19 protein-coding genes are annotated in these 20,882 nt (G+C 71.3%); 13 read left to right on the forward strand and 6 right to left on the reverse strand.

Annotated features, from left to right (window positions below; genetic code table 11):
- Positions 1 to 180: 180 nt before the first annotated feature.
- A complete protein-coding gene (locus ACQUS7_RS09650; RefSeq protein ID WP_435146641.1) occupies positions 181 to 1,812 on the reverse strand; it encodes an ATP-binding protein in 1,632 nt (543 codons plus the stop codon).
- Between the two features lie 161 nt (positions 1,813 to 1,973).
- Between ACQUS7_RS09650 and hemC the strand changes: the two genes are divergently transcribed.
- The 3 genes from hemC to ACQUS7_RS09665 are packed head-to-tail and all read left to right on the forward strand — an operon-like array spanning position 1,974 to position 4,922.
- On the forward strand, positions 1,974 to 3,137 hold the full coding sequence (gene hemC / locus ACQUS7_RS09655; protein WP_435146644.1) for a hydroxymethylbilane synthase: 1,164 nt from the start codon (positions 1,974 to 1,976) through the stop codon (positions 3,135 to 3,137).
- A complete protein-coding gene (gene cobA, locus ACQUS7_RS09660; RefSeq protein ID WP_435146646.1) occupies positions 3,130 to 4,062 on the forward strand; it encodes a uroporphyrinogen-III C-methyltransferase in 933 nt (310 codons plus the stop codon). The genes hemC and cobA overlap by 8 nt, the downstream gene beginning before the upstream one ends.
- On the forward strand, positions 4,059 to 4,922 hold the full coding sequence (locus ACQUS7_RS09665) for a uroporphyrinogen-III synthase (protein ID WP_435146648.1): 864 nt from the start codon (positions 4,059 to 4,061) through the stop codon (positions 4,920 to 4,922). Before cobA ends, ACQUS7_RS09665 begins: the two co-directional genes overlap by 4 nt.
- Positions 4,923 to 5,032: 110 nt before the next feature.
- On the opposite strand, the gene ACQUS7_RS09670 is transcribed toward ACQUS7_RS09665, so the two are convergent.
- Entirely contained in the window at positions 5,033 to 5,236 is a 204-nt protein-coding gene (locus tag ACQUS7_RS09670; protein WP_435126412.1) for a hypothetical protein, read from the reverse strand.
- A gap of 72 nt (positions 5,237 to 5,308) precedes the next feature.
- On the opposite strand from ACQUS7_RS09670, the gene ACQUS7_RS09675 reads away from it, so the two are divergent.
- Both ACQUS7_RS09675 and ACQUS7_RS09680 read left to right on the forward strand, forming a co-directional pair.
- Positions 5,309 to 5,728 carry a cupin domain-containing protein gene (locus tag ACQUS7_RS09675; RefSeq protein WP_435146650.1) on the forward strand — a complete coding sequence of 140 codons (420 nt, stop codon included), beginning with the start codon at positions 5,309 to 5,311 and terminating at the stop codon, positions 5,726 to 5,728.
- Positions 5,725 to 6,393, forward strand: coding sequence for a hypothetical protein (locus tag ACQUS7_RS09680; protein ID WP_435146652.1), 669 nt, complete (start codon positions 5,725 to 5,727; stop codon positions 6,391 to 6,393). Before ACQUS7_RS09675 ends, ACQUS7_RS09680 begins: the two co-directional genes overlap by 4 nt.
- Positions 6,394 to 6,483: 90 nt before the next feature.
- Here the strand turns inward: ACQUS7_RS09680 and ACQUS7_RS09685 are convergent, their stop codons facing one another.
- From ACQUS7_RS09685 to ACQUS7_RS09695, 3 genes are all read right to left on the reverse strand, one after another.
- Complete coding sequence (locus ACQUS7_RS09685; RefSeq protein WP_435146654.1) at positions 6,484 to 8,319, reverse strand: carbon starvation CstA family protein; 1,836 nt, start codon at positions 8,317 to 8,319, stop codon at positions 6,484 to 6,486.
- Between the two features lie 214 nt (positions 8,320 to 8,533).
- Entirely contained in the window at positions 8,534 to 9,493 is a 960-nt protein-coding gene (locus tag ACQUS7_RS09690) for an ArsA family ATPase (protein ID WP_435146656.1), read from the reverse strand.
- A complete protein-coding gene (locus ACQUS7_RS09695) occupies positions 9,493 to 9,789 on the reverse strand; it encodes a hypothetical protein (RefSeq protein ID WP_435126401.1) in 297 nt (98 codons plus the stop codon). The genes ACQUS7_RS09690 and ACQUS7_RS09695 overlap by 1 nt, the downstream gene beginning before the upstream one ends.
- A gap of 170 nt (positions 9,790 to 9,959) precedes the next feature.
- Between ACQUS7_RS09695 and ACQUS7_RS09700 the strand changes: the two genes are divergently transcribed.
- The 8 genes from ACQUS7_RS09700 (at position 9,960) to serA (ending at position 18,856) form a co-directional block, all read left to right on the forward strand.
- Complete coding sequence (locus ACQUS7_RS09700) at positions 9,960 to 11,210, forward strand: CobW family GTP-binding protein (protein ID WP_435146659.1); 1,251 nt, start codon at positions 9,960 to 9,962, stop codon at positions 11,208 to 11,210.
- A gap of 91 nt (positions 11,211 to 11,301) precedes the next feature.
- Complete coding sequence (locus ACQUS7_RS09705) at positions 11,302 to 11,484, forward strand: hypothetical protein (protein ID WP_435126397.1); 183 nt, start codon at positions 11,302 to 11,304, stop codon at positions 11,482 to 11,484.
- Positions 11,485 to 11,914: 430 nt separating this feature from the next.
- A complete protein-coding gene (locus tag ACQUS7_RS09710; RefSeq protein WP_435146661.1) occupies positions 11,915 to 13,705 on the forward strand; it encodes an ammonium transporter in 1,791 nt (596 codons plus the stop codon).
- 487 nt (positions 13,706 to 14,192) lie between these two features.
- Positions 14,193 to 14,399, forward strand: coding sequence for a hypothetical protein (locus ACQUS7_RS09715; RefSeq protein WP_435126391.1), 207 nt, complete (start codon positions 14,193 to 14,195; stop codon positions 14,397 to 14,399).
- A 40-nt stretch (positions 14,400 to 14,439) separates the two neighbouring features.
- Entirely contained in the window at positions 14,440 to 15,783 is a 1,344-nt protein-coding gene (hemL, locus tag ACQUS7_RS09720; protein WP_435126388.1) for a glutamate-1-semialdehyde 2,1-aminomutase, read from the forward strand.
- 131 nt (positions 15,784 to 15,914) lie between these two features.
- Positions 15,915 to 16,628, forward strand: a complete 714-nt coding sequence (locus ACQUS7_RS09725) for a DUF5828 family protein (protein WP_435126386.1) — start codon at positions 15,915 to 15,917, stop codon at positions 16,626 to 16,628.
- A gap of 124 nt (positions 16,629 to 16,752) precedes the next feature.
- The gene (locus ACQUS7_RS09730; protein WP_435126383.1) at positions 16,753 to 17,004 is read left to right on the forward strand and encodes a hypothetical protein; all 252 of its coding nucleotides are present in this window, start codon (positions 16,753 to 16,755) and stop codon (positions 17,002 to 17,004) included.
- Between the two features lie 265 nt (positions 17,005 to 17,269).
- Entirely contained in the window at positions 17,270 to 18,856 is a 1,587-nt protein-coding gene (gene serA / locus ACQUS7_RS09735; RefSeq protein ID WP_435126381.1) for a phosphoglycerate dehydrogenase, read from the forward strand.
- Between the two features lie 48 nt (positions 18,857 to 18,904).
- Here the strand turns inward: serA and ACQUS7_RS09740 are convergent, their stop codons facing one another.
- Positions 18,905 to 20,797: a histidine kinase N-terminal 7TM domain-containing protein gene (locus ACQUS7_RS09740; RefSeq protein WP_435146664.1), complete on the reverse strand. Its 1,893-nt coding sequence runs from the start codon at positions 20,795 to 20,797 to the stop codon at positions 18,905 to 18,907.
- Positions 20,798 to 20,882: the final 85 nt, after the last annotated feature.

Genomic DNA, 20,882 nt, shown 5'->3' on the forward strand with positions numbered 1-20,882 from the left:
GTGAATCGGCCGCCAGCAATCGGGGGGAGAAATTGAGTAGGGCCTAAAGGGCCCGTCGCGGGACTCGGACGCGTCGCTCCGGGCAGCGGCCGGCGGGAACGACGGCGTCAAGCATCACGAACGATGGTACCGTCTCCAGCCGCTTAAACCGTTTCGGTGCGGCGAACGTTGCGCCGCCGCTCAGCGCGACTCCGCGTCGCCGCCGGCGTCCCCGTCCGCACCAGCGCTCGCGTCGTCGCCGTCAACGTCGCCGTCGCGGCCCTCGTCGACGTTGCCGCCGCTGACCACGTCGTCCTCGACGTCGCTGCCGTCCGCGTCCTCGACGTCGCCACCGCCGTCCGCGTCGATGACGCCGCTGTCCGCACCGCCAGCCGAGTCGAGCGGGACGCGCTCGGGGTAGCCGCGGCGGCCCGCCGAGGCGGCCAGCGGCCCGTCGGCGTCGTCCGCGGCGGCGTCCGCGGCGAGCGGCAGCACCAGCGTCACGGTCGTCCCGTCGTCGACCGCGACGTCGACGTCGCCGCCGAGGTCCGAGACGACCCAGGTGACGAACCAGAGGCCGACGCCGCTGGCGTGGTCCAGTTCCGTCTCCTCCTCGCGGCTCAACACGGCGCGCTCACTCTCGGGGATGCCGGGGCCGTCGTCGGCGATGCTGAGCCGGGCCGCGTCGCCGTCGACCGTGACGCTGACGGTGACGGACGGCGACGGCCCGGCGTGCTCGCGGACGTTCGCGAACAGTTCGTCGACGGCCGTCCCGACGAGGCCGTTGTCGCGGAACAGCACCGGGTCGTCCGGCAGGTCGCAGTCGACCGAGACGCTCGGCGCGTCCGCGGCGAAGGTGTCGACGTGCCGCTCGACGAGGTCGCGGAGGTCGACGACGCTCGACGGCGTCTCGCCCGACAGCAGCCGGTCGAGGTCGCGCGCGCGGCGGCTCAGGTCGACCAGCACCTCCGAGCGCGTCTCGATGACCTCGCGGTGCGGGTCGTCCGGCGGCGCGAGCTGCTCGGCGTGGCCGACGATGACGTTGACGGCGCTGCGGACGTCGTGGCGCAGCACCCGGTTCAGCACGGACAGCCGGCGTTCGCGGCGGCCCTCGTCGGTGATGTCGACGAGCAGCACGAACTCGTGGCCGGGCTGGCCGCCCGGCGCGGCGGTCACGACGAACTCGCGGACGCCCGGGCCGCCGGCGGCGGCGCAGCGGAACCGGGTCCACGAGTCGTTCGTCAGCACCGCCGACAGCGGCTGCGACTCCGGCGCCGGCTGCGGTAAACAGTCGTCCAGCGGGCCGCCGACCGACGACTCGGTCGTCCCGAACGTCGTGCAGAACGCCTCGTTCACCTCCTCGACGCGGCGGCCCTTCGGCGTTCGTTCGACGTACAGCGCCGGGTTCGGGAGGTTCGCGAACAGCGCCTCCGCGCGGCGTCGCTCCCGCTGGGACCGCGCGTCGTACGAGCCGAGCACGACGCCGACGGCGATGCCGGCGGTCAGGACGTTCGCGACGACGAACGGCAGGTGCTCGATTTCGGCGCCCGTCAGGATTCGGTGCCCCTCCGTCCAGACGAACACGACCAGCATCACGGCGACGCCGATGGCCGCGCCGCGGAGCACCGCCCGCACCTTGACGCGGTCGGCGCCGCTCCACGCCAGCCAGACGCCGTAGCCCGCGACGCCGACGGCGACGACGAGCGGCGCCCACGCCTCGAACAGCCCGGCGACGAACGGCATCTGGGTCGCGTGGACGGCGTGAACCGCCGCCAGCGCGGTCCCGCAGGCCGCGAGCGCCGCGCCGCCGGCCGCCGAACTCAGCCGGGGCATCGTCCGTGCTACCGTCGCGCAGCGCATAAACGTCCCGCCGACCGCGCGGCGGCACCGCGTTCGAGGCCCAGCGGTGTCGCCGTCGAGCGGCGCGGCAGTCGGCCGGCGTCGGCGCGCGGCAAAGCGAGGGCCTTTTCGCCGGCGGCGACGCATCGAACGGTATGACAGACTGGACGCTGCGGCTCGCCACGCGGGGGTCAGCGCTGGCGCGCCGGCAGGCCGTGAGCGTACAGGAGGCGCTCGAACGCCGGCGCCGCCACGTCGAACTGCTGGAGGTCGAGACGCGCGGCGACCGCCTCACAGACGAACTCATCACGCGGCTCGGCAAGACCGGGGCGTTCGTCCGCGCGCTCGACGAGCGCGTCCTCGACGGCGACGCCGACGCCGCCGTCCACTCGATGAAGGACATGCCGACGGAGATGCCGGCCGGGCTGACGGTCGCCGGCGTCCCCGAGCGCGCGCCGTCGGGCGACGTGCTGGTGACGCCGGACGGCGGCGGCGTCGACGACCTGGCGATGGGCGCCACCGTCGGGACGTCGTCGCTCCGGCGGAAAGCCCAGTTGCTGTCGGCGCGGCCGGACCTCGACGTGGTGCCGCTCCGCGGCAACGTCGACACGCGGCTCCAGAAGCTCATCGCGCCGAGCCTCCAGCGCGAACACGAGGCGCGCGTCGACGCCGACCGCGACCGGAAGGGCGACCCGGACGCCAGCCGGGACGACGACGGAGACGACGACGCGGCGTACGAACGCACCGTCGAGGAGTGGTTCGAGGACCTCTCGGAGTTCCAGCGCGGCGCGATGGAGTACGAACCGGAGCACGAACTCGACGCCATCGTGCTCGCGGAGGCCGGCCTCCGGCGGTCGGACCTGCTCCACCGCGACGAGTACGAGGTCGAGCGGCTCGAACGCGGCGAGTTCGTCCCGGCGCCCGGCCAGGGCGCAATCGCCGTCACCGCCGCCGACAGCGACGTCGTCGAGGCGGTCCGGGACGCGATCGACCACCCGCGCACCCGGGTCTGCACGACGGTCGAACGCACCGTCCTCGCGGAGCTCGGCGGCGGCTGCGTCGCGCCCATCGGCGTCCACGCGCTGCTGCAGGGCGAACACGTCCAGGTCCGCGTCCGGGTGCTGTCGGCCGACGGCGAGGACGAAGTGTCGGCGTCCCGCGACCTCCCGGTGCAGCAGCACGCGAGCGCCGCCGCGGACTTCGCCGCGGAACTCGCCGACCGCGGCGCCGCCGAACTCATCGCCGAGGCGAAACGCGACGCCGACGACGGGACCGCGGAGGCGAAACGGAAAGCGGACGGCGGAGGCGCCGATGAGTGACGGCGGCGTGAGCGACGACGCTGACGCCGACGCTTCCGCGGACGCCGACGCGGACGCGGAGTCGGACGAGAAGACGGAGGCGACGAACGACGGGGTCGGCACCGTCTACCTCGTCGGCTCCGGGCCGGGCGACCCGGAGCTGCTGACGGTGAAGGCGCGGCGCCTGCTCGACGAGGCCGACGTCGTGCTGCACGACAAGCTCCCGGGCCCCGAGATCCTCTCCACCGTCCCGGCGGAGCGCCGCGAGGACGTCGGGAAGCGCGCCGGCGGCGACCGCACCAGCCAGGAGTACACGAACGACCGGCTGGTCGAACTCGCCCGCGACGGCGAGACCGTGGTCCGGCTGAAGGGCGGCGACCCGTTCGTGTTCGGCCGCGGCGGCGAGGAGGCCGAACACCTCGCGGACCACGGCGTCCCGTTCGAGGTCGTCCCGGGCGTCACGTCGGCGGTGGCCGCGCCCGGCGTCGCCGGCATCCCGGTGACCCACCGCGAGCACGCCTCCTCCGTCTCGTTCGTCACGGGCCACGAGGACCCGACGAAAGACGAGTCCGCCGTCGACTGGCCGGCGCTGGCGGACACCGGCGGCACCATCGTCGTCCTGATGGGCGTCGGCCGGCTCCCGGACTACACCGCGGTGCTCCGCGACGCCGGCATGCCGCCGGAAACCCCGGTGGCGCTGGTCGAACGCGGCACGTGGCCGGACATGCGGGTCGCCATCGGCACCCTCGACAGCATCGTGTCGGTGCGCGACGAGACCGGCATCGAACCGCCCGCAGTCACCGTCATCGGCGACGTCGCCGCGACCCGCGAGCGCGTCGTCGAGTTCCTGCGGGGCCGCGGCGACGCCGCGGCGACCGCCGTCGCAACGCCCGACGCGCCCGGTGACGCCGACGGCGAGCGCGACTCGGCTGGTGATGCGGAATGACCGGCGCCAGCGACGCCGACCGCGACGCCGACGTCGACGGCGGCGACGCAACCGACGTCGAAACCACGGGGCGGACCGAATCGGGCGCCGCAGATTCGGCGGCGGGCGGCGGCGACGACGCCGCGACGCCGACGGTCGCGGTGTTCCGCCCCGACGACGACCGGCTCAGTTCGGCCGTCGAACTGCTCGACTCGCTCGGCGCCGAGCCGGTCCCGGACCCGATGCTCGCCGTCGAGCCGACCGGCGCGACGCCGGCGCCGGCGGACTGGACCGTGTTCACGTCGAAGACGGGCGTCGAACTCGCCGCCGAGAGCGGCTGGGAGCCGTCGGAGACGGCCGTCGCCGCCATCGGCCCGTCGACGGCCGACGCGGCGCGCGACGCCGGCTGGACCGTCGACCTGGTGCCCGACGAGTACTCGTCGACCGGGCTGGTCCGCGCGTTCAGCGACCGCGCGGCGGGCGTCTCCGTCGAGGTGGCGCGGTCGGACCACGGCAGCCCGGTGCTGCTCGACGGGCTCCGCGACGCCGACGCGGACGTCCACGAGACAGTGCTGTACCGGCTGGTGCGGCCGGACGACAGCGGCGACTCGGCCGAACGCGCCGCCGCCGGCGACCTGGACGGCGCCTGCTTCACGTCGTCGCTGACGGTGACGCACTTCCTCGACGCCGCCGAGGAGCGCGGCGTCCGCGACGCCGCCCGGGACGGACTGGCCGACGCCGTCGTCGGCTGTATCGGCCATCCGACGCGGGAGACCGCCGAGGACGCCGGCGTCGACGTCGACGTCGTGCCCGCGGAGGCGACGTTCGCGCCGCTCGCGGAGGCGGTCGTCGAACGGCTCCGGCAGGACGAAGAGTCGTAGCGACTCGCGGCGGGCGACGCTGCGGATGGGCGGGTCGGACGGTCAGACCGGCCGTCTCGGCCAGGAACGACCTGGTTTTCCGGCGCTGATTCGTGTTAGCGGTCCGTGGGTCAGCGGTCGTAGGTGAGCGACTCGACCCAGCCGTCGAGCCGCGAGACGACGCCGCCGAGCCACGCCGCCGGCGACGCGGCGCGCGCCTCGCGGTCGGAGAGTTCGATGCGGTCGCCGTCGAACGGGTCGGCGTCGCCGTCGACCAGGCCGGCGGTCGAACTCATCGCGCAGCGGCCGCAGGCCTCGGTGTCAGTTCCTCCCATGGGCGTCCGTGTGCACCGGAGAACTGTAACGGTTGTCGTGGCAGTTTTAGCCGCCCGCGACAATCGGGTGGTATGAGCTACCATCACGTCGACGTCGACGAACTCGAACCGACGCCCGACCGGCCGTCCGAACAGCGGTCCGTCAGCGACGTCGCCGGCCTCGAACACGTCGCCGTCCACCGGTACGACGTCGCCCCCGGCGAGGCAATCCCGCTCGCGTACCACTACCACGACGACCAGGAGGAGGTGTTCTACGTCGTCGAGGGCGAACTCCACGTCGACACGCCGGAGGGCGAGTACGTCGTCGGCGCCGACGAGGCGTTCGTCGTCGAACCGGCGAGTCCGCAGTACGCGCACGTCCCGGAGGACGGCGTCGCGACGCGCGTCGTCGTGGTCGGCGCGCCGTCCGTCGACGACGTCCACCCGTACGAGCCGGACGACGCGGACGGCGACGCAGACGACGCGGACGGCGACGCCGAGGCGGACGGATGAGCCACGGCGGCCCGGCGGACGACGCCGCGAACCCAGGGGACGCTGACGACGCGGCCGACGCTGTCGACGCGGCTGTCGACGACGACCGGCCGGCGCCGGACGCGCCCGCCTGGGACGACGAGTACTTCGACCGGGTCGCCGACACGCTGCGGTTCAACTACGACCTCGAACGGGACCGCCGGGTCGACGGCGAGCGCTACGCGCTGTACGGCCAGCTCCGCATGGAGAACCACAAGCAGTTCATCCACCCCTCCATCAACTACGCGAACCACTCCGTCGAAGAGCACGTGTTCGCGCGGCGCGCCGACCGGCTCACCGTCGCCGACCTCGACGACGCGGTCGCGTTCGGCCACGACCTCGCGGACGACTGGCTCGACCCGGACGAAGAGCACCAGCGCACCGACTTCACGTTCGTGTTCGTCGTCCCCGAACTCACCGACGACGTCCGGTCGCGCGTCGCCGGCTTCCGCGACCGGACCCTCATCAAGTACGGCTACTACGGCCACTACGAGGTGAACCTGGTCGTCGTCGCCCCCGACGAGGAGGCGCACGTCGCCAGCGACTCCGCCGACGTGTGGCGCGCGTTCGCGCCGTGGGCGGACGACGAGGACGACGCGAAAGGAGGCGGGATTCTCGGCCGGCTCTCGCGGCTGCTCCGCCGGTAGCGACCGGCGCTCGTCCCGCGTTGGAGCCGAGTCGCTTCCGGGGATTGCTGCGAAAAGAACCGCGGTTCGAGGGCGGCGTTCGCCCGCGAGTCAGTCGTCGCTCGGCATCGCGCCTTCGGGGAGCGAGCCGCGCGCCTTCTTGATGTTGTCGTAGCCGATTTTCGCGAGCGAGGCGGCGAGGTAGACCAGGGTGAGCGAGATGATGATCTGGACGACGAACGATATCTGGTTGACGAGCCCGTCCGCCGCGAGCAGCGACGTCGGGGCGCGGTACAGCCCGATCCACAGCAGCGCGGTGAGCGTCACCGCCAGCATCAACACGAGCGGGACGCCGGTGCTGAGCAGCTGCTTGCTGTCGTCCCAGTTCGCGAGCCACAGCGTCGCCGCCAGCAGCGCGAGCGCCGCGAGCGTCTGGTTCGCGCTGCCGAACAGCGGCCAGAGGCTCGCCCACTGGCCGGAGGCGACGAGCAGGTACGCCGGGATGCACTGCAGGATGCCGGCGTTGACGTAGCGGTTCGTCGTCGCCTGCTCGACGCTGGTCTCCGGGGTGCCGATGATCTCCTCGAACATGTAGCGGCCGAGCCGGACCGCGGTGTCGGTCGAGGTCAGCAGGAAGCTGACGAACACGAGCCCGATGAACGCGGCGCCGGCGGCCGTCGGGATGCCGAAGCCGGCGCCGAGCATGACGGCGCCGCCCGCCGGGAAGTTGGCGAGCGCGCCGGCGAGCCCGGAGCCGAAGTTCGTGGTGCCGATGATGGCGAGCGCGGCGACCGCGGTGGTCGCGAGCAGCCCCTCGCCGAGCATCGCGCCGTAGCCGATGTCGCGGGCGTCGGTCTCCCGGTCGAGCTGTTTCGCCGTCGTCCCGGACGACACCAGCGAGTGGAAGCCGCTGATGGTGCCGCAGGCGATGGTGACGAACAGGAACGGGAACAGCGGCCCGAGCGCGCTGTTGAACCCGAGGAACGCCGGCAGATTCGTCTGCAGGCTGGTGTAGGTCGTCCCGGAGAAGGCGACGGAGAAGCCGCCGCCGAACAGCCCCATGACCGTCGCGACGAGGACGCCGAGCAGCATCCCGCCGACGCCGACGTACAGCAGGCTGGACGTCAGGAAGTCGCGCGGCTGCAGCAGCACCCACACCGGGAGGACGCTGGCGACGAAGCCGTACACGAGGATGACCGGCACCCACGCGGCGACGTTCGGGTTCTGCGCCTCCGACAGCGGCAGCCAGTTCCACGCGGCGGCGTCGCCGAGCAGGTAGATGGTGTCAGCGGCGTGCGACCCGGTGTCGACGAGCGCGATGGGGAACTGCAGGCCGACCCAGACGCCGCCGAACACCAGCGCGACGAACGCGACGGCGCCCGGCAGGAACGGCAGGTCGAGCTGGTAGAGGTAGACGCCGAACAGCAGCGCGAGCGTGATGTAGATCATGCTCGCGGTCGCCGACGACGGGTAGGCGTCGAAGACGACGCCGACCACCAGCGCGAACACGGCGATGACGAGGATGATGGTGAGGAAGGCGAACCACAGCAGCATGTCCTTCCCGCGCTCCCCGACGTACTCGCCGACGATGTAGCCGATGGACTTCCCTTCGTGTCGGACGCTGGCGGACAGCGACATGAAGTCGTGGACGGCGCCCATCAGCGGGTTCCCGATGGCGATCCACGCGATGGCGGGGAGCCAGCCGAACGCCGCCCCCGCCGTGATCGGGCCGACGATGGGCGCGCCGCCCGCGATGCTCGAATAGTGATGCCCCAGCAGTACCGACTTCTTCGCCGGTACGTACTCCTGGCCGTCTTCGTACTTGTGTGCCGGTGTCTCCGCCTCCTCGTCCAGTTCGACGAACTGGCTCAGGTAGCGGGAGTACGCGACGTACCCCGCGGTGAACGTGATGAGCGAGGCGATGACGAGCACGGCAATTTGTACCATGGTCCACCGTCCCCCAAGGATATATAGTCATTAAGTGTTACGTTCGTGTACTGATACCTCTGTAGCGCTCACGAATTCACACCGAAGCGGCGCCGAGAATGAGGTTTGGTGCTGAGTCATCGCCGACGCGAACGCGGAATCGATGCCGACGCGACCGCAGAATCGTCGCCGGCGGCGTGGGCGGTGAGCCGTCAGTCGCGCGACCGCGCGGCGTTCAGGCGGGGGCGTCGACCGGGACGTCGAGTTCGGCGGCGACCTCGTCGAGCAGGTCGCCCTTCACCTCCGAGACGCGGGTCTCGATGGTCGCGACGACCGGCGGGTCGAACGAGGATTCGAGTTCGGCCAGCCGTTCGCGTTCGGTCTCGACGCGGTCGCGGAGGAACCGGGCGCCGCGGCCGTTCTCGCCCGCGTCGGGCTCCGGAGTCAGTCGGTTCACGACGAGCCCAGCCACCGAGAGGTCGCGGTCGGCGAGGCTGTCGACGGCGCGGCGCGTCTCCCGCACGGAGAGTTCGTCCGGGTTCGCGACGAGGTAGAACGACGCGTCCTCCCGGAGTGTCTCGCCGGCGAACTCGAAGTTCTCCTTGCGGTCGCGGAGCCGCGCGATGATGGGGTCGCCGAGGGCGGTGCGGCGCGGCTCGCGGTTCCCGATGGCGGCCTTCTCGTACAGGTCGACGCTGGACTCGCGCTTCTCGAGCAGCCGGTCGATCCAGCCGCCGAGGTACTCCGGCAGCGACAGCAGCCGGAGCGTCCCGCCGGTCGGCGACGTGTCGAAGACGACGCGGTCGTGGTCGGCGTCGCGCATCACGTCGATGAAGCGGTCGAACAGCGCCGCCTCGTGGGCGCCCGGCGTCTGGTGGGCCAGCTCGATTTGCCGGTCGATCTCGTTGACGATGGCGGGGCTGACCTGGTCGCCGAGCTGGCGCTTGATGCCGAGCAGGTGCTCGTCGACGGCCTCCTCCGGGTCGATCTCCATGACCTCGAGGGCGTCGTAGCCGTCGACCGGCGTCGGGTCGTCCGAGAACGACTGGTCGAACACGTCGGCGGTGCTGTGGGCCGGGTCGGTCGAGACGAGCAGCGTGTCGACGCCCTCGCGTGCGCACCTGTGCGCGTACGCCGATGACACGGTGGTTTTCCCGACGCCGCCCTTGCCGCCGAAGAAGACGAACGGGTCCATCAGAAGTGGTACTGCTGGCCCTTGCGTTCGAGCACCGAGCCGCGGTCCCACATCCGGCGCTCCCACTGCTCGAACTCCTCGCCGAGGTACGGCAGCAGTTCGGCGGTGTAGTACGACACCGGACTCGGGATGCCGAACGCGTCCGGGAAGCACGCCAGCAGGAACGCGTCCTCCTGGTCTTCGGCCTCCTTCTCGATGAGTTCGTACGCCGGGTGGGAGATCATGCCGTGATAGAGGCCGCGGAGCCACTCCTCGACCGTCTCGCGGAACGCGGCGATTCGGTCAGTGAGGTTCATGCCCACAACTACCATGAAGAACCCAAAAGCGTGTCGGGGCGGTCGCGCTGCCGCGGGAAGCGCAGCAGCCGGAAGCGACCGGGGCGGCGGAAGCGACGAGGCGAGGGGCGGCGGAAGCGACGAGGCGAGGAGGCGAGGAGGCTAAGTGTGCGTGGCGGTACCAGACCACTATGAGCCGTGGGATTCCCGTCACCGTCCTCAGCGGGGCGCTCGGCGCCGGGAAGACGACGACGCTGAACCACCTGCTGTCGAATCCGGGCGACCGCCGCATCGCCGTCCTCGTCAACGACATGGGCGAGGTGAACGTCGACGCCGAACGGGTGCAGGCGGGCAGCGACGGCGTCGCGGAGCTGTCGAACGGCTGTATCTGCTGTGACCTCCGGGACGACCTGGAGGTCGCGGTGAGTCGGCTGGCGCGCGAACGCGACTTCGACACGCTCGTCGTGGAGTCGTCCGGTATCTCGGAGCCGGCGCCGGTCGCTCAGCAGTTCACCACCGGCGCGGCCTCGGCGCCGTACGACCTCGACACGCTCGCCACCGTCGTCAACGCCGAGACGTTCCGGGAGACGCTGGCGGACGACGACGTCGTGGAGACCGAGGAGATTCGGCGTCGCCGGCCGGGGCAGGTCGAGCGGGACGCCGGCGAGACGCGGCCGCTGTCGGAGCTCCTGGTCGCGCAGGTCGAGTGCGCGAACGTCCTGCTGTGCAACAAGACCGACCGCGTCGACGACGACGCGCTCGCGGAGACCGTGGAGCTGCTCCGGCGGCTGAACCCGGAGGCCCGAATCGTCGAGACGACGCACGGCGCGGTCGACCCGGCCGACCTGCTCGACACCGGGCTGTTCGACCACGACACGGTCAGCGAAACCGCGGCGTGGCAGCGCGCCGCCGAACACGCAGACCAGCACGGCCACGGCGACGGTGACGGTCACGACGACGAACACGGCGACGACAGCCACGACGGGCACGAACACGGCCCGGAGGCGGAGTACGGCGTGGGTTCGTTCGTGTTCCGCGCGCGGCGGCCGCTGCACCCCGAGCGGTTCGCGTCGCTGCTGGACGACCTGCCGTCGGCGGTGCTGCGGTCGAAGGGCCGGGTGTGGGTCGCGGGGCGGAACGACGTCGCGCTGCACGTCGAGCAGGCCGGGCCGTCGGTCCGTGTGGAGCCGTCCGGCGAGTGGATGGCGGCGATGTCGGAGTCGCGCCGGGAGATGCAGCGCCGGATGCACCCGGACGTGGAGTGGCACGACGAGTGGGGCGACCGCCGCACCGAGTTCGTCGTCATCGGCCGCGACGTCGACGAGGCGGCGCTCCGCGCGGCGCTCGACGACTGCCTCCTGACCGACGAGGAACTGGAGGCGGACTGGTCGGACGCCGCCGAGCGGTTCCCGACGCTGGAGGACGACGCCGTCGCGCTCTGACCCGGGCAGCCGTCTTGGGTCAGTCGCCCGGGGCAGTCGTCCGGCGGTGGTCGGCGGAGGGTTGAAGTCCGCGCGCGACACGGCACGGACGATGGCTTCAGACGGCGACATCCGCGTGCTCATCGGTATCGACCTGGTTCTGTCGGCGGTGTTCGGCGCCGTCGCGCTGTTCGCAGCGGACTACGTCGGGGTCGCGTCGTTCACGCCGAGGAACCTCGCGGTCGCGACCGTCGTCATCGCCGCGCTGACCTACCTCGTCGTGCTCCGCGAGTAGCGAGCCGAGGCGGCGACCGCCGGCGGCGGCGGCGACGCGCGACGGGCCGACAGACCGACGGGCGACCGACGATGCGCGGCACCCCGACGCGGCCGGCAGTTTTTGCGAGCGTGAGTGTCTCACACGTGTGTCGGTGTGGCGCGCGCGAGGGAAATCGGCCGGATAGTACCCGAATAGACAGATTGTTTACATTACGAGCGTCGAGTTTCTTTGCAACGTTTGCCAACCAGTTCGCGGTAATACGTCCTTATACACATCTGATTCCGCAATAGATTGGCAGTTTGGCCGATTTTCCAGCCGCAATTTGTTATTTTTCAACTCCAACCTTTATGCCCTTCCGTTTCAGCCTACTCGGCGTGCAGATGTGCGCAGACCAAACGGATACAACGGAATCGGTGAACAAGTGTGTACCAATCGGAGGGGTCGAGTGATGGAACCGTTCCTCCTGCAGACGGACGTGACGGCGATCGCGAACAGCGTGAACGCCGTCTGGGTGCTCATGGTGTCGTTCCTCATCTTCTTCATGCAGCCGGGGTTCGCGCTGCTGGAAGCCGGGCAGGTCCGGGCGAAGAACGCCGGGAACGTCGTCATGAAGAACCTGATGGACTGGTCGCTCGGCGTCGTCGTCTACTTCCTGCTCGGCGCGGGCATCGCGAGCCTCGCCGGCTACCTGACGACCGCCGGTGACCCGTTCAGCGTCGCCTCGGCGTTCGCCTACGTCAACGACCCGACGGCGTGGATCGGCTGGCTGTTCGGCGCCGTCTTCGCGATGACGGCGGCGACCATCGTCTCCGGCGCCGTCGCGGGCCGCATCAAGTTCGAGGCGTACGTCGTCCTCGCGGTCGTCATGACCGCCGTCATCTACCCCGTGATTCAGGGGTTCGCGTGGGGCGGCAACGGCCTGCTCTCGTCGGCCGGCTACCTCGGCCAGGCAATCGGCGCGGGCTACAAGGACTTCGCCGGCGCGACGGTCGTCCACGCGCTCGGCGGCGTCGCCGGCCTCACGGCGGCGTACGTCCTCGGGCCGCGCGAAGGCCGCTTCTCCGAGGACGGCTCCGCGAACGCGATTCCGGGCCACAGCGTCCTGTTCGCGGTCATCGGGACGCTCATCCTCGCGTTCGGCTGGTACGCGTTCAACGTCGGGACGCAGGCGACCGTGCTCACCGCCGACGGCGCCTTCCAGGGCGCGGCGCTCGGCCGCGTCGCCCTGAACACGACGCTCGCGATGGGGACCGGCGCGATCGCGTCCACCATCGTGACCTCGATGCGGACCGGCGACACCGACCCGCTGTTCGCCGCGAACGGCCTGCTCGCAGGCCTGGTCGCCATCACCGGCGCCTGCGCGCACGTCACCTGGACCGGTGCCATCGTCATCGGTCTCATCGGCGGCGCGCAGACGCCCATCGTCTACCGCTGGGTCGTCGACTCGCTGAAAATCGACGACGTCTGCGGCGTCTTCGCGGTCCACGGCTCCGCCGGCATCATCGGGACCATCCTCATCCCGTTCTTCGACGTCGCCGGTTTCTCCGTCCCGCAGCTCGCGATTCAGGTCGTCGGCGCAGCCGTTATCGTCGCCTGGACAGTCGTCACCACCTACATCACGATGAAAGCCATCGACGCAGTCATCGGCCTCCGCGTCAGCCACGAGGACGAGGAAGCCGGTCTCGACCAGAGCGAGCACGGCCTCTCCGCGTACCCCGAGTTCACGAGCGGAACCGACGAGCCCGCGGTCGCCGACGGCGGCGCCCAGGCCCGCACTGACGGCGGCACCGACGTCCGGACCGACGGCGGCGAGGAGATTCGCACCGACGGCGGCCGCGAAATCCGTACTGACGGCGGTCGCGAAATCCGCACCGACGGCGGCGAACCCGAGAGCCGCGACATCAAGATGGTGATGGCGTACATTCGGCCCGACAAACTCTCAGACGTGAAGAAGGGGCTCGCCGAAATCGGCGCGCCGTCGCTCACGGTGACGAACGTCTCCGGCCGCGGCAGCCAGCCCGCGAAGAAGGGCCAGTGGCGCGGCGAGGAGTACACCGTCGACCTCCACCAGAAGGTGAAAGTGGAGTGCGTCGTCGCCGACGTCCCCGCGTCCGACGTCGCCGAGGCCATCAGCGACGCCGCGCGGACCGGCGAGAAGGGCGACGGGAAGGTGTTCGTCCTCCCCGTCGACGAGGCCTACCAGATTCGGACCGAAGAGACCGGGCCCGACGCGGTGTAGGCACCGACTCCGGTTCGAATCGGCTCGCTGACTCGTCCCGGCTCGGCCCGCCGGCTCGTCTCGGGTCGGTCCGCGGTCTTGTCCCGATTCGGTCCGCGGCCTCCCTCGGCCGCGCGCTCGACGCAGTATCGCTCCGCGGCAAGCACGTACCGCTTCACGACCATCGCCCTCCGACCTCGACGCCCGCCGCGTCGCCGACGCGGACGCGGCCTCGGGGCGCGTTCGGCCGCCTCCGCTGGTGCTCATCCGGGCGGCCGGCGCCGCCACGTGGATGTATCCGCCACGCCCCGTGGCCGCCGCAGTCGCCGACCCGGCGACGCGTCTAGGTTGGACCACTGGACCGGCTGTCGGCGGCGCGCGCCGTCGACACGCCCGTCCCGACGGACCGCCGGTCTCCGCCGGCGGACGCGGCAGCGACGCCCGACGGACTCCGACGCAGTCCGCCGATTCTGCGGCCTACTCCTGTGTGCCAGCCGTCGGCGCAGACATGCAGTGGTGTGACGACTGCTCCGACGACTGGGACGAGGCGCCGGAGAACCCGCCGACCGTGGACCGGGCGCCGGTAAAACTCTCGCGGCTGCAGGACGGCTACGTCGTGCGGCCGGCGTCCCCGCCGACCGACGACGACGGGCAGGCGCGGTCGCTGTACTGCAGCGAAGTCCGGCCCGTCGAGCCCGCGCGCGACGCGACGTGAGCCGGAAACTACTTTCAGCGGTCCGGTCGTAGCGTCGCTCATGAATCATCAGCGTTCGCGGGAGCTGTACGACCGGGCGCTTTCGGTGCTGGCCGGCGGCGTCAACTCCTCCGTGCGGGCGACGCGGCCGTACCCGTTCTTCGTCGAGCGCGGCGACGGCGCGCACGTCGTCGACGCGGACGGGAACCGCTACGTGGACTACGTGATGGGGTACGGGCCGCTGCTGTACGGCCACGACGCGCCGGAGCCGGTGCAGGCGGCGATTCAGCAGCACAGCAGCCAGGGGCCGATGTACGGCGCGCCGACCGAAATCGAGGTGGAGCTGGCGGAGTTCGTCGAGCGGCACGTGCCGTCCGTGGAGATGCTGCGGTTCGTGAACTCCGGCACCGAAGCGACGGTGTCGGCGGTGCGGCTGGCGCGCGGCTACACGGGCCGCGACAAGATCGTCGTGATGCAGGGCGGCTACCACGGCGCGCAGGAGTCGACGCTGGTCGAGGCTGGCGACGACCCGACGGAGACGCAGCCGTCGACGCCGGGCGTCCCGGAGTCGTTCGCCGAGCACACCATCGCGGTGCCGTTCAACGACGAGGCGGCGGTGACCGAGGTGTTCGCGGAGCACGGCGACGACATCGCGGCGGTGCTCACCGAGCCGATTCTCGGGAACACCGGTATCGTCCACCCGGTCGACGGCTACCACGACACGCTGCGGTCGCTGTGTGACGACCACGGCGCGCTGCTCGTGTTCGACGAGGTCATCACCGGCTTCCGCGTCGGCGGCCTGCAGTGCGCGCAGGGGAAGTTCGGCGTCACGCCGGACCTGACGACGTTCGGGAAGATCATCGGCGGCGGCTTCCCGGTCGGCGCGGTCGGCGGCCGCGCCGAAATCGTCGAGCAGTTCACGCCCGCCGGCGACGTCTTCCAGTCCGGGACGTTCTCCGGCCACCCGGTGACGATGGCGGCCGGCTACGAGTACCTCAGCTACGCCGCCGAAAACGACGTGTACGACCACGTGAACCGGCTCGGCGAGAAGCTCCGCGCCGGCATCCAGGACATCTGCGAGGACCGCGCCCCGGAGTACACGGTCGTCGGCACCGACTCGATGTTCAAGACCGTCTTCACGCGCGAGGCGCCCGAGACGTTCGAGGGGCACTGTCAGGCCGGCTGCCGGCAGCGCGAGTCGTGTCCGCGGTACGACCTCTGCCCGAAGAACGCCGCCGACGTCGCCGCGGCGGCGACCGACCGCTGGGAGCGCGTGTTCTGGCAGGAGATGAAAGACCGCGGCGTCTGGCTCACCGCGAACCAGTTCGAGTCCCAGTTCGTCTCGTACGCCCACACCGACGAGGACGTCGAGGAGACGCTCGAAGCGTACAAGGAGACGCTGTAATCCGCCGTGGGCGACGACCGAATCCGGCGGCAACCCCACCGCGCCCGTGGGAACCGTTCACGCGTCAGACGACCGCACGACGGCGGAGAGACGTTTATACGGTTCCGCCACGTAGCGGGTCGCCAACCGCAATGGAGGAGAGCATCTCCGGGTTCAAACAGCGCGGCGAGTGGGGCGACGTCGTCGAACACGGCGAACGCATCACTCGCGCGCTCCGGGACGCCGACGCCAGCGAGGAGTACCCCGACGCCTTCGAGGCGTGGAACGAGTGGCGGCCGAAGGTGCACGAACATCTCCGCAGCGACGTCTCCGAGAAGACGGCCGAGCAGGCCAGCGTCGGCGAGGGCGCCGGCGAGAAGGAGGGGAAGACGCCGGAGGAGGACCTCCAGACCGCCGGGGAGAAGCTCTCCGGCGCGTACGAGAAAGTCGAGGAGGGCGACAGCGAGGGCGCGCTGTCGTCGTGGAAAGACTCCATCGACCACGTCGCCCGCGCCGCCGACTCCGCCGGCCGGAAGGCCGTCCGGAAGGTGGAGGACACCGTCTACCGGAACGTGATGACGCAGCTCGCGCCGTACTACTTCGACAACGAACTGGTGTCGGCGAACATCCAGCAGACGAACCGCGGCGGCGCCGACGAGGAGTTCGTCTTCGAGGTGAACGTCAACGACGACGACCTGAAGCAGGCGGTGTCCGACCGGCTCGCCGAGTACGAGAGCGAAGTCGACCGGTGGCACGTCGACACCGACAAGGAACTGGCGGGCGCCGAGGCAGCGGAGGGCGCGGAGCCGCCCGTCGAGAGCGTCGAGCAGGCCAGCGAAGGCGGCTCGAAATCCACGACGAACTGACGGCGACGGCCGACCGCTGACGACCGATTACGACTGCCCCCTGCCGACCGCTACCGACTCCTGACCGCCGGCGATTCTGGGGCGGCGCGACAAATCCATTAGCCGCCGACCCCGAGCGGTATGCATGGACCCACTCCGCGTCGACGCCGGAGAGCTGACGACCGAGGAGATTCTCGACACGCTGCGCGAGGGGCGCCGAGTCGTCGTCACCGCGGAACTGTTCGGCGACGAGCGCGACCTGACGCTGCGGCACGACGGCGACGTGTTCTACTGCGACACGCCGACGCGGCTCCACAAGCACGCCGAGGAGGACGAGATGCGGTCGTGCATCGAGGAGATGGGGTACGGCCGCGCCCCGGAAGCGGAAGCCGAGTGACGGCGACGCGGCGGCAGCAACGTCGACTATCGGTGCAGCAGCGGCGGCGACGCGGCAGCGATGTAGCGGCGGTGGCAACGCAACGCCGGCGGCAACGCAGCGCCGACCGCGACGGCGACGCGGTTTGTGACTCGGTTTCACCCCAGGTGTTCGGATACTCCACCCGAAACGGAGGGGTTCGGTGTGCGCGTCCGTGGATAGGTTCGGCGGGGCAGGTTCCGCCGACGGAGAAAGGCTTACCCGAGCGCCGAGGCTCCCTCGGAGCATGAAGGTACTCGTCACCGACCCGGTGTCCGACGCCGGGCTGGAGCTGCTGCGAGACGCCGGCCACGAGGTCGAAACGGGCTACGACCTCGACGGGCAGGCGCTTCTGGACGCCGTCGCCGACGCGAACGCGCTCATCGTTCGCTCCGGCACCGACGTCTCCGAGGAACTGTTCGAGGCCGCGCCGGAACTCGTCATCGTCGGCCGCGCCGGCATCGGCGTCGACAACATCGACATCGACGCCGCGACCGACCACGGCGTCATCGTCGCGAACGCGCCGGAGGGGAACGTCCGCGCCGCCGCCGAGCACACCGTCGCGATGGCGTTCGCCGCCGCGCGCTCCATCCCGCAGGCGCACGCCCGGCTGAAGGAGGGCGAGTGGGCGAAAGGCGACTACCTCGGCCGCGAACTCAACCACAAGACGCTCGGCATCGTCGGGCTCGGCCGCGTCGGCCAGGAGGTGGCGAAGCGGCTCGACTCGCTCGGCATGGACCTCGTCGTCTACGACCCGTACATCTCCGAGGAGCGCGCCGACCAGTTCGGCGCGGAACTGGTCGAAGAGCTCGACGAGTGTCTCTCCCGCGCGGACTTCGCGACCATCCACACGCCGCTGCTCCCCGAGACGGAGGGGATGGTCGGCGCCGAGGAGCTGGAGGCGCTCGGCGACGGCATCCTCGTGAACTGCGCCCGCGGCGGCATCGTCGACGAGGCCGCGCTCGCGGACGCCGTCGAGGACGGCCCGGTCCGCGGCGCCGCCCTCGACGTGTTCGCGGAGGAGCCGCTGCCCGAGGACTCGCCGCTGCTCGACGTCGACGACGTCATCGTGACGCCGCACCTCGGCGCGTCGACGGAGGCCGCCCAGGAGAACGTCGCCGTCGACACGGCGAAGCAGGTGCTCGCCGCGTTCGACGACGAGCCGGTGATGAACGCGCTGAACGCGCCGTCGATGGACGAGTCGGCGTTCCCGCGCGTGAAGCCGTACATCGACGTCGCCGAAACCGCCGGCCGCATCGCCGCACAGCTCCTCGGCAAGCGCATCTCGTCGGTCGAGGTGAGCTACGAGGGCGACATCGCCGACGAGGAGGTCGAACTGGTGACGGCGTCGGCGCTGAAGGGCGTGTTCTCGCAGCTCGAATACGAGGTGAACGCGGTGAACGCGCCGCAGCTCGCGGAGGACCGCGGCATCGAGGTCACCGAGAGCAAGACGCGGCAGACCGAGGACTTCCAGTCGCTCGTCTCGGTCACCGTCAACGACGGCGACAGCTCGATGACCGTCGACGGGACGCTGTTCGCCGGCGACGACCCGCGGGTCGTCCGCATCGACGGCTACCGCGTCGACGCCGTCCCGTACGGCCACATGCTGGTCGCGCGCAACCGCGACGAGCCGGGCGTCATCGGCTTCATCGGCACCGTCCTCGGCGACGCCGACGTCAACATCGCCGGGATGTTCAACGCCCGCGAGACCATCGGCGGCGAGGCGCTCACCGTCTACAACCTCGACGGCCCCGTCCCGGACGAGGCGCTCGACCGGCTGCACGACGACGACCGCATCATCGAGGCGACCAGCATCACGCTCGACGAGGAGTAGCGCCGACGAAACCCGGGTCGGCACCGCCGCCGCGTCCGGCGACGCCGCCTATTCCGCGCTGGCCGCACCGCCGTTTTTCCCGCCGCGACGACTGCCGGCGTCGTCGCTGCTGCCGCTCCCTTCGTCGGCGGCGACCGCCCCCGACGACGCCGACGAATGCTCCGACGCTGGCCCTGACGCTGACTCCGAATCCGGCGCTGAGGCCGCCGTCGGCGCCACGTCGACGCCGCGGACTTCGAACCGCGCGCCGCCGCCGTCGGCGTCCGCAATCGACACGACCCAGCCGTGCGCGTCGGCGACGCCGTTCACGATGGAGAGGCCGAGCCCGGTGCCGCCGTCGTCGCCGGTGCGGCCGCGGTCGAAGACGCTGCGGCGGTCGGCCGCCGGGATGCCGGGGCCGTCGTCCGCGACGAAGAAGCCGTCGACGTCGCCGTCCGCGAACCGGCCGACGGTGACCGCGACGTCGCTGCCGGCGTGCTCGACGCTGTTCCGGAACAGGTTCTCGAACAGCGTCCGGAGCTGTGAGCCGTCCGCGAGCAGCGTCACGTCCTCGGCGACGTCGAGCGTCGCGTCCGCGGTGTCGACGTTGCTCCACGCCCGGGTCGCGGCGGCCGACAGCGACACCGGCTCCACGTCGGGCGTCCCGGTGCCGGCGCGGGACGCCTCCAGCGTCTCCTCGATGAGTTCGTTCATCCGGCGGTGTGCGGAGTGGACGCGGTCTTCGGCGTCCGGTTCGCCGGCGAGCGCCAGTTCGAGGTAGCCGTCGGCGACGTTGATGAGGTTCCGGAGGTCGTGGCTCAGCACGTCCGCGACGTGTTCGAGCTGCCGGTTCCGCTGTTCGAGTTGCCGGTGCGGCTCGACGACGTCCGTGACGTCCCGCAGCAGCACGATGCGGCCGGCGGCGGCGTCGCGGCCCGGCGCCGGGACGGTGTGCGGCGCGAAGTACCTGACCTCGTCGCCGCCGACGAGCCGCACCACCTCGGGCGCGTCGTCGCCGGCGAGCACGGACCGGAGGTCGCCGCGCCACGCGTCGTCGAGGCCGGCGACGGCGTCGTCGACGAACGACCCGACCAGGTCGGCAGAGCGCGACCCGTCGGCGGTGGTGGCGGCGTCGGCGGAATCCGCGCGGCCCGGGAAGGCGCCGGCGAGCAGGGCTGTTGCCGCCGGGTTCGCGTCGACGACGCGGCCGGTGCCGTCGACGACGAACATCGGGTCGGGGAGGTCGCGGATGATGGCGTCGCGGGCGACCGGCGCGACGTCGAACAGGCCGTAGCGGGTGAGCGCCAGCCAGAACCCCGCGGAGGTCACCGAGAAGAACACCTCCGGCTCGATGGGCGAGACGCCGCCGTAGAACGCGAGCGACGCGACGAACGGCGCGAGCGTCCCGCCGATGACGGCGACGACCTGGCCGCGGTAGAGCCGGTGGGAGCGAACCATCGCTCGCAGCAGCAGCACGGTGCCGGCGGCGAGCAGCAGATTCGAGTACGCCATCGTGAGCCAGAACCACGGCCCGAACGTCCGGGTCAACACGACGACGCCGTCGACGACGGCGAGTTCCGCGGTGAGCCGGAGCAGGTGGTGTGAGCCGTTCGTGAGCGTGAGCGCCATCGTGACGGCCGGCTGGACGGCGAGCGCGGCGGCGACGCGGCGGGTCAGCAGGTCCGACCGGCCGGTGTACGCCGCCGCGAACCACAGCCACGCCGGCGGGACGACCAGCAGCCCGACGTACTGGAGGTTCACCGCGGCCAGTTTCAGCGGCAGCGTCGTCGCCGCGACCTGCGCGGCGTTGCCGGCGGTCCAGACGGTGACTGCGGCCGCGAACAGCGCGAGCGGCTTCGCCCCGGGCGTGCCGCGTCGGCGCCACGTCGCCGCGGCGACTGCGCCGCTCACGACGGCAGCGAACGCCGACGCCCAGAGTTCGGGGGTCACCTGTAGAGCCATGGGCTGAGTGAGTCGCCGAGGCGGCGCAGGCGCTGTGAAGACGGCGACGGACGCGACGAGTCACCAGCGAGACGCCCTACCAGTA

Source organism: Halobaculum sp. P14 (assembly GCF_051195155.1).
Classification (GTDB): Archaea; Halobacteriota; Halobacteria; order Halobacteriales; family Haloferacaceae; genus JBNTKA01.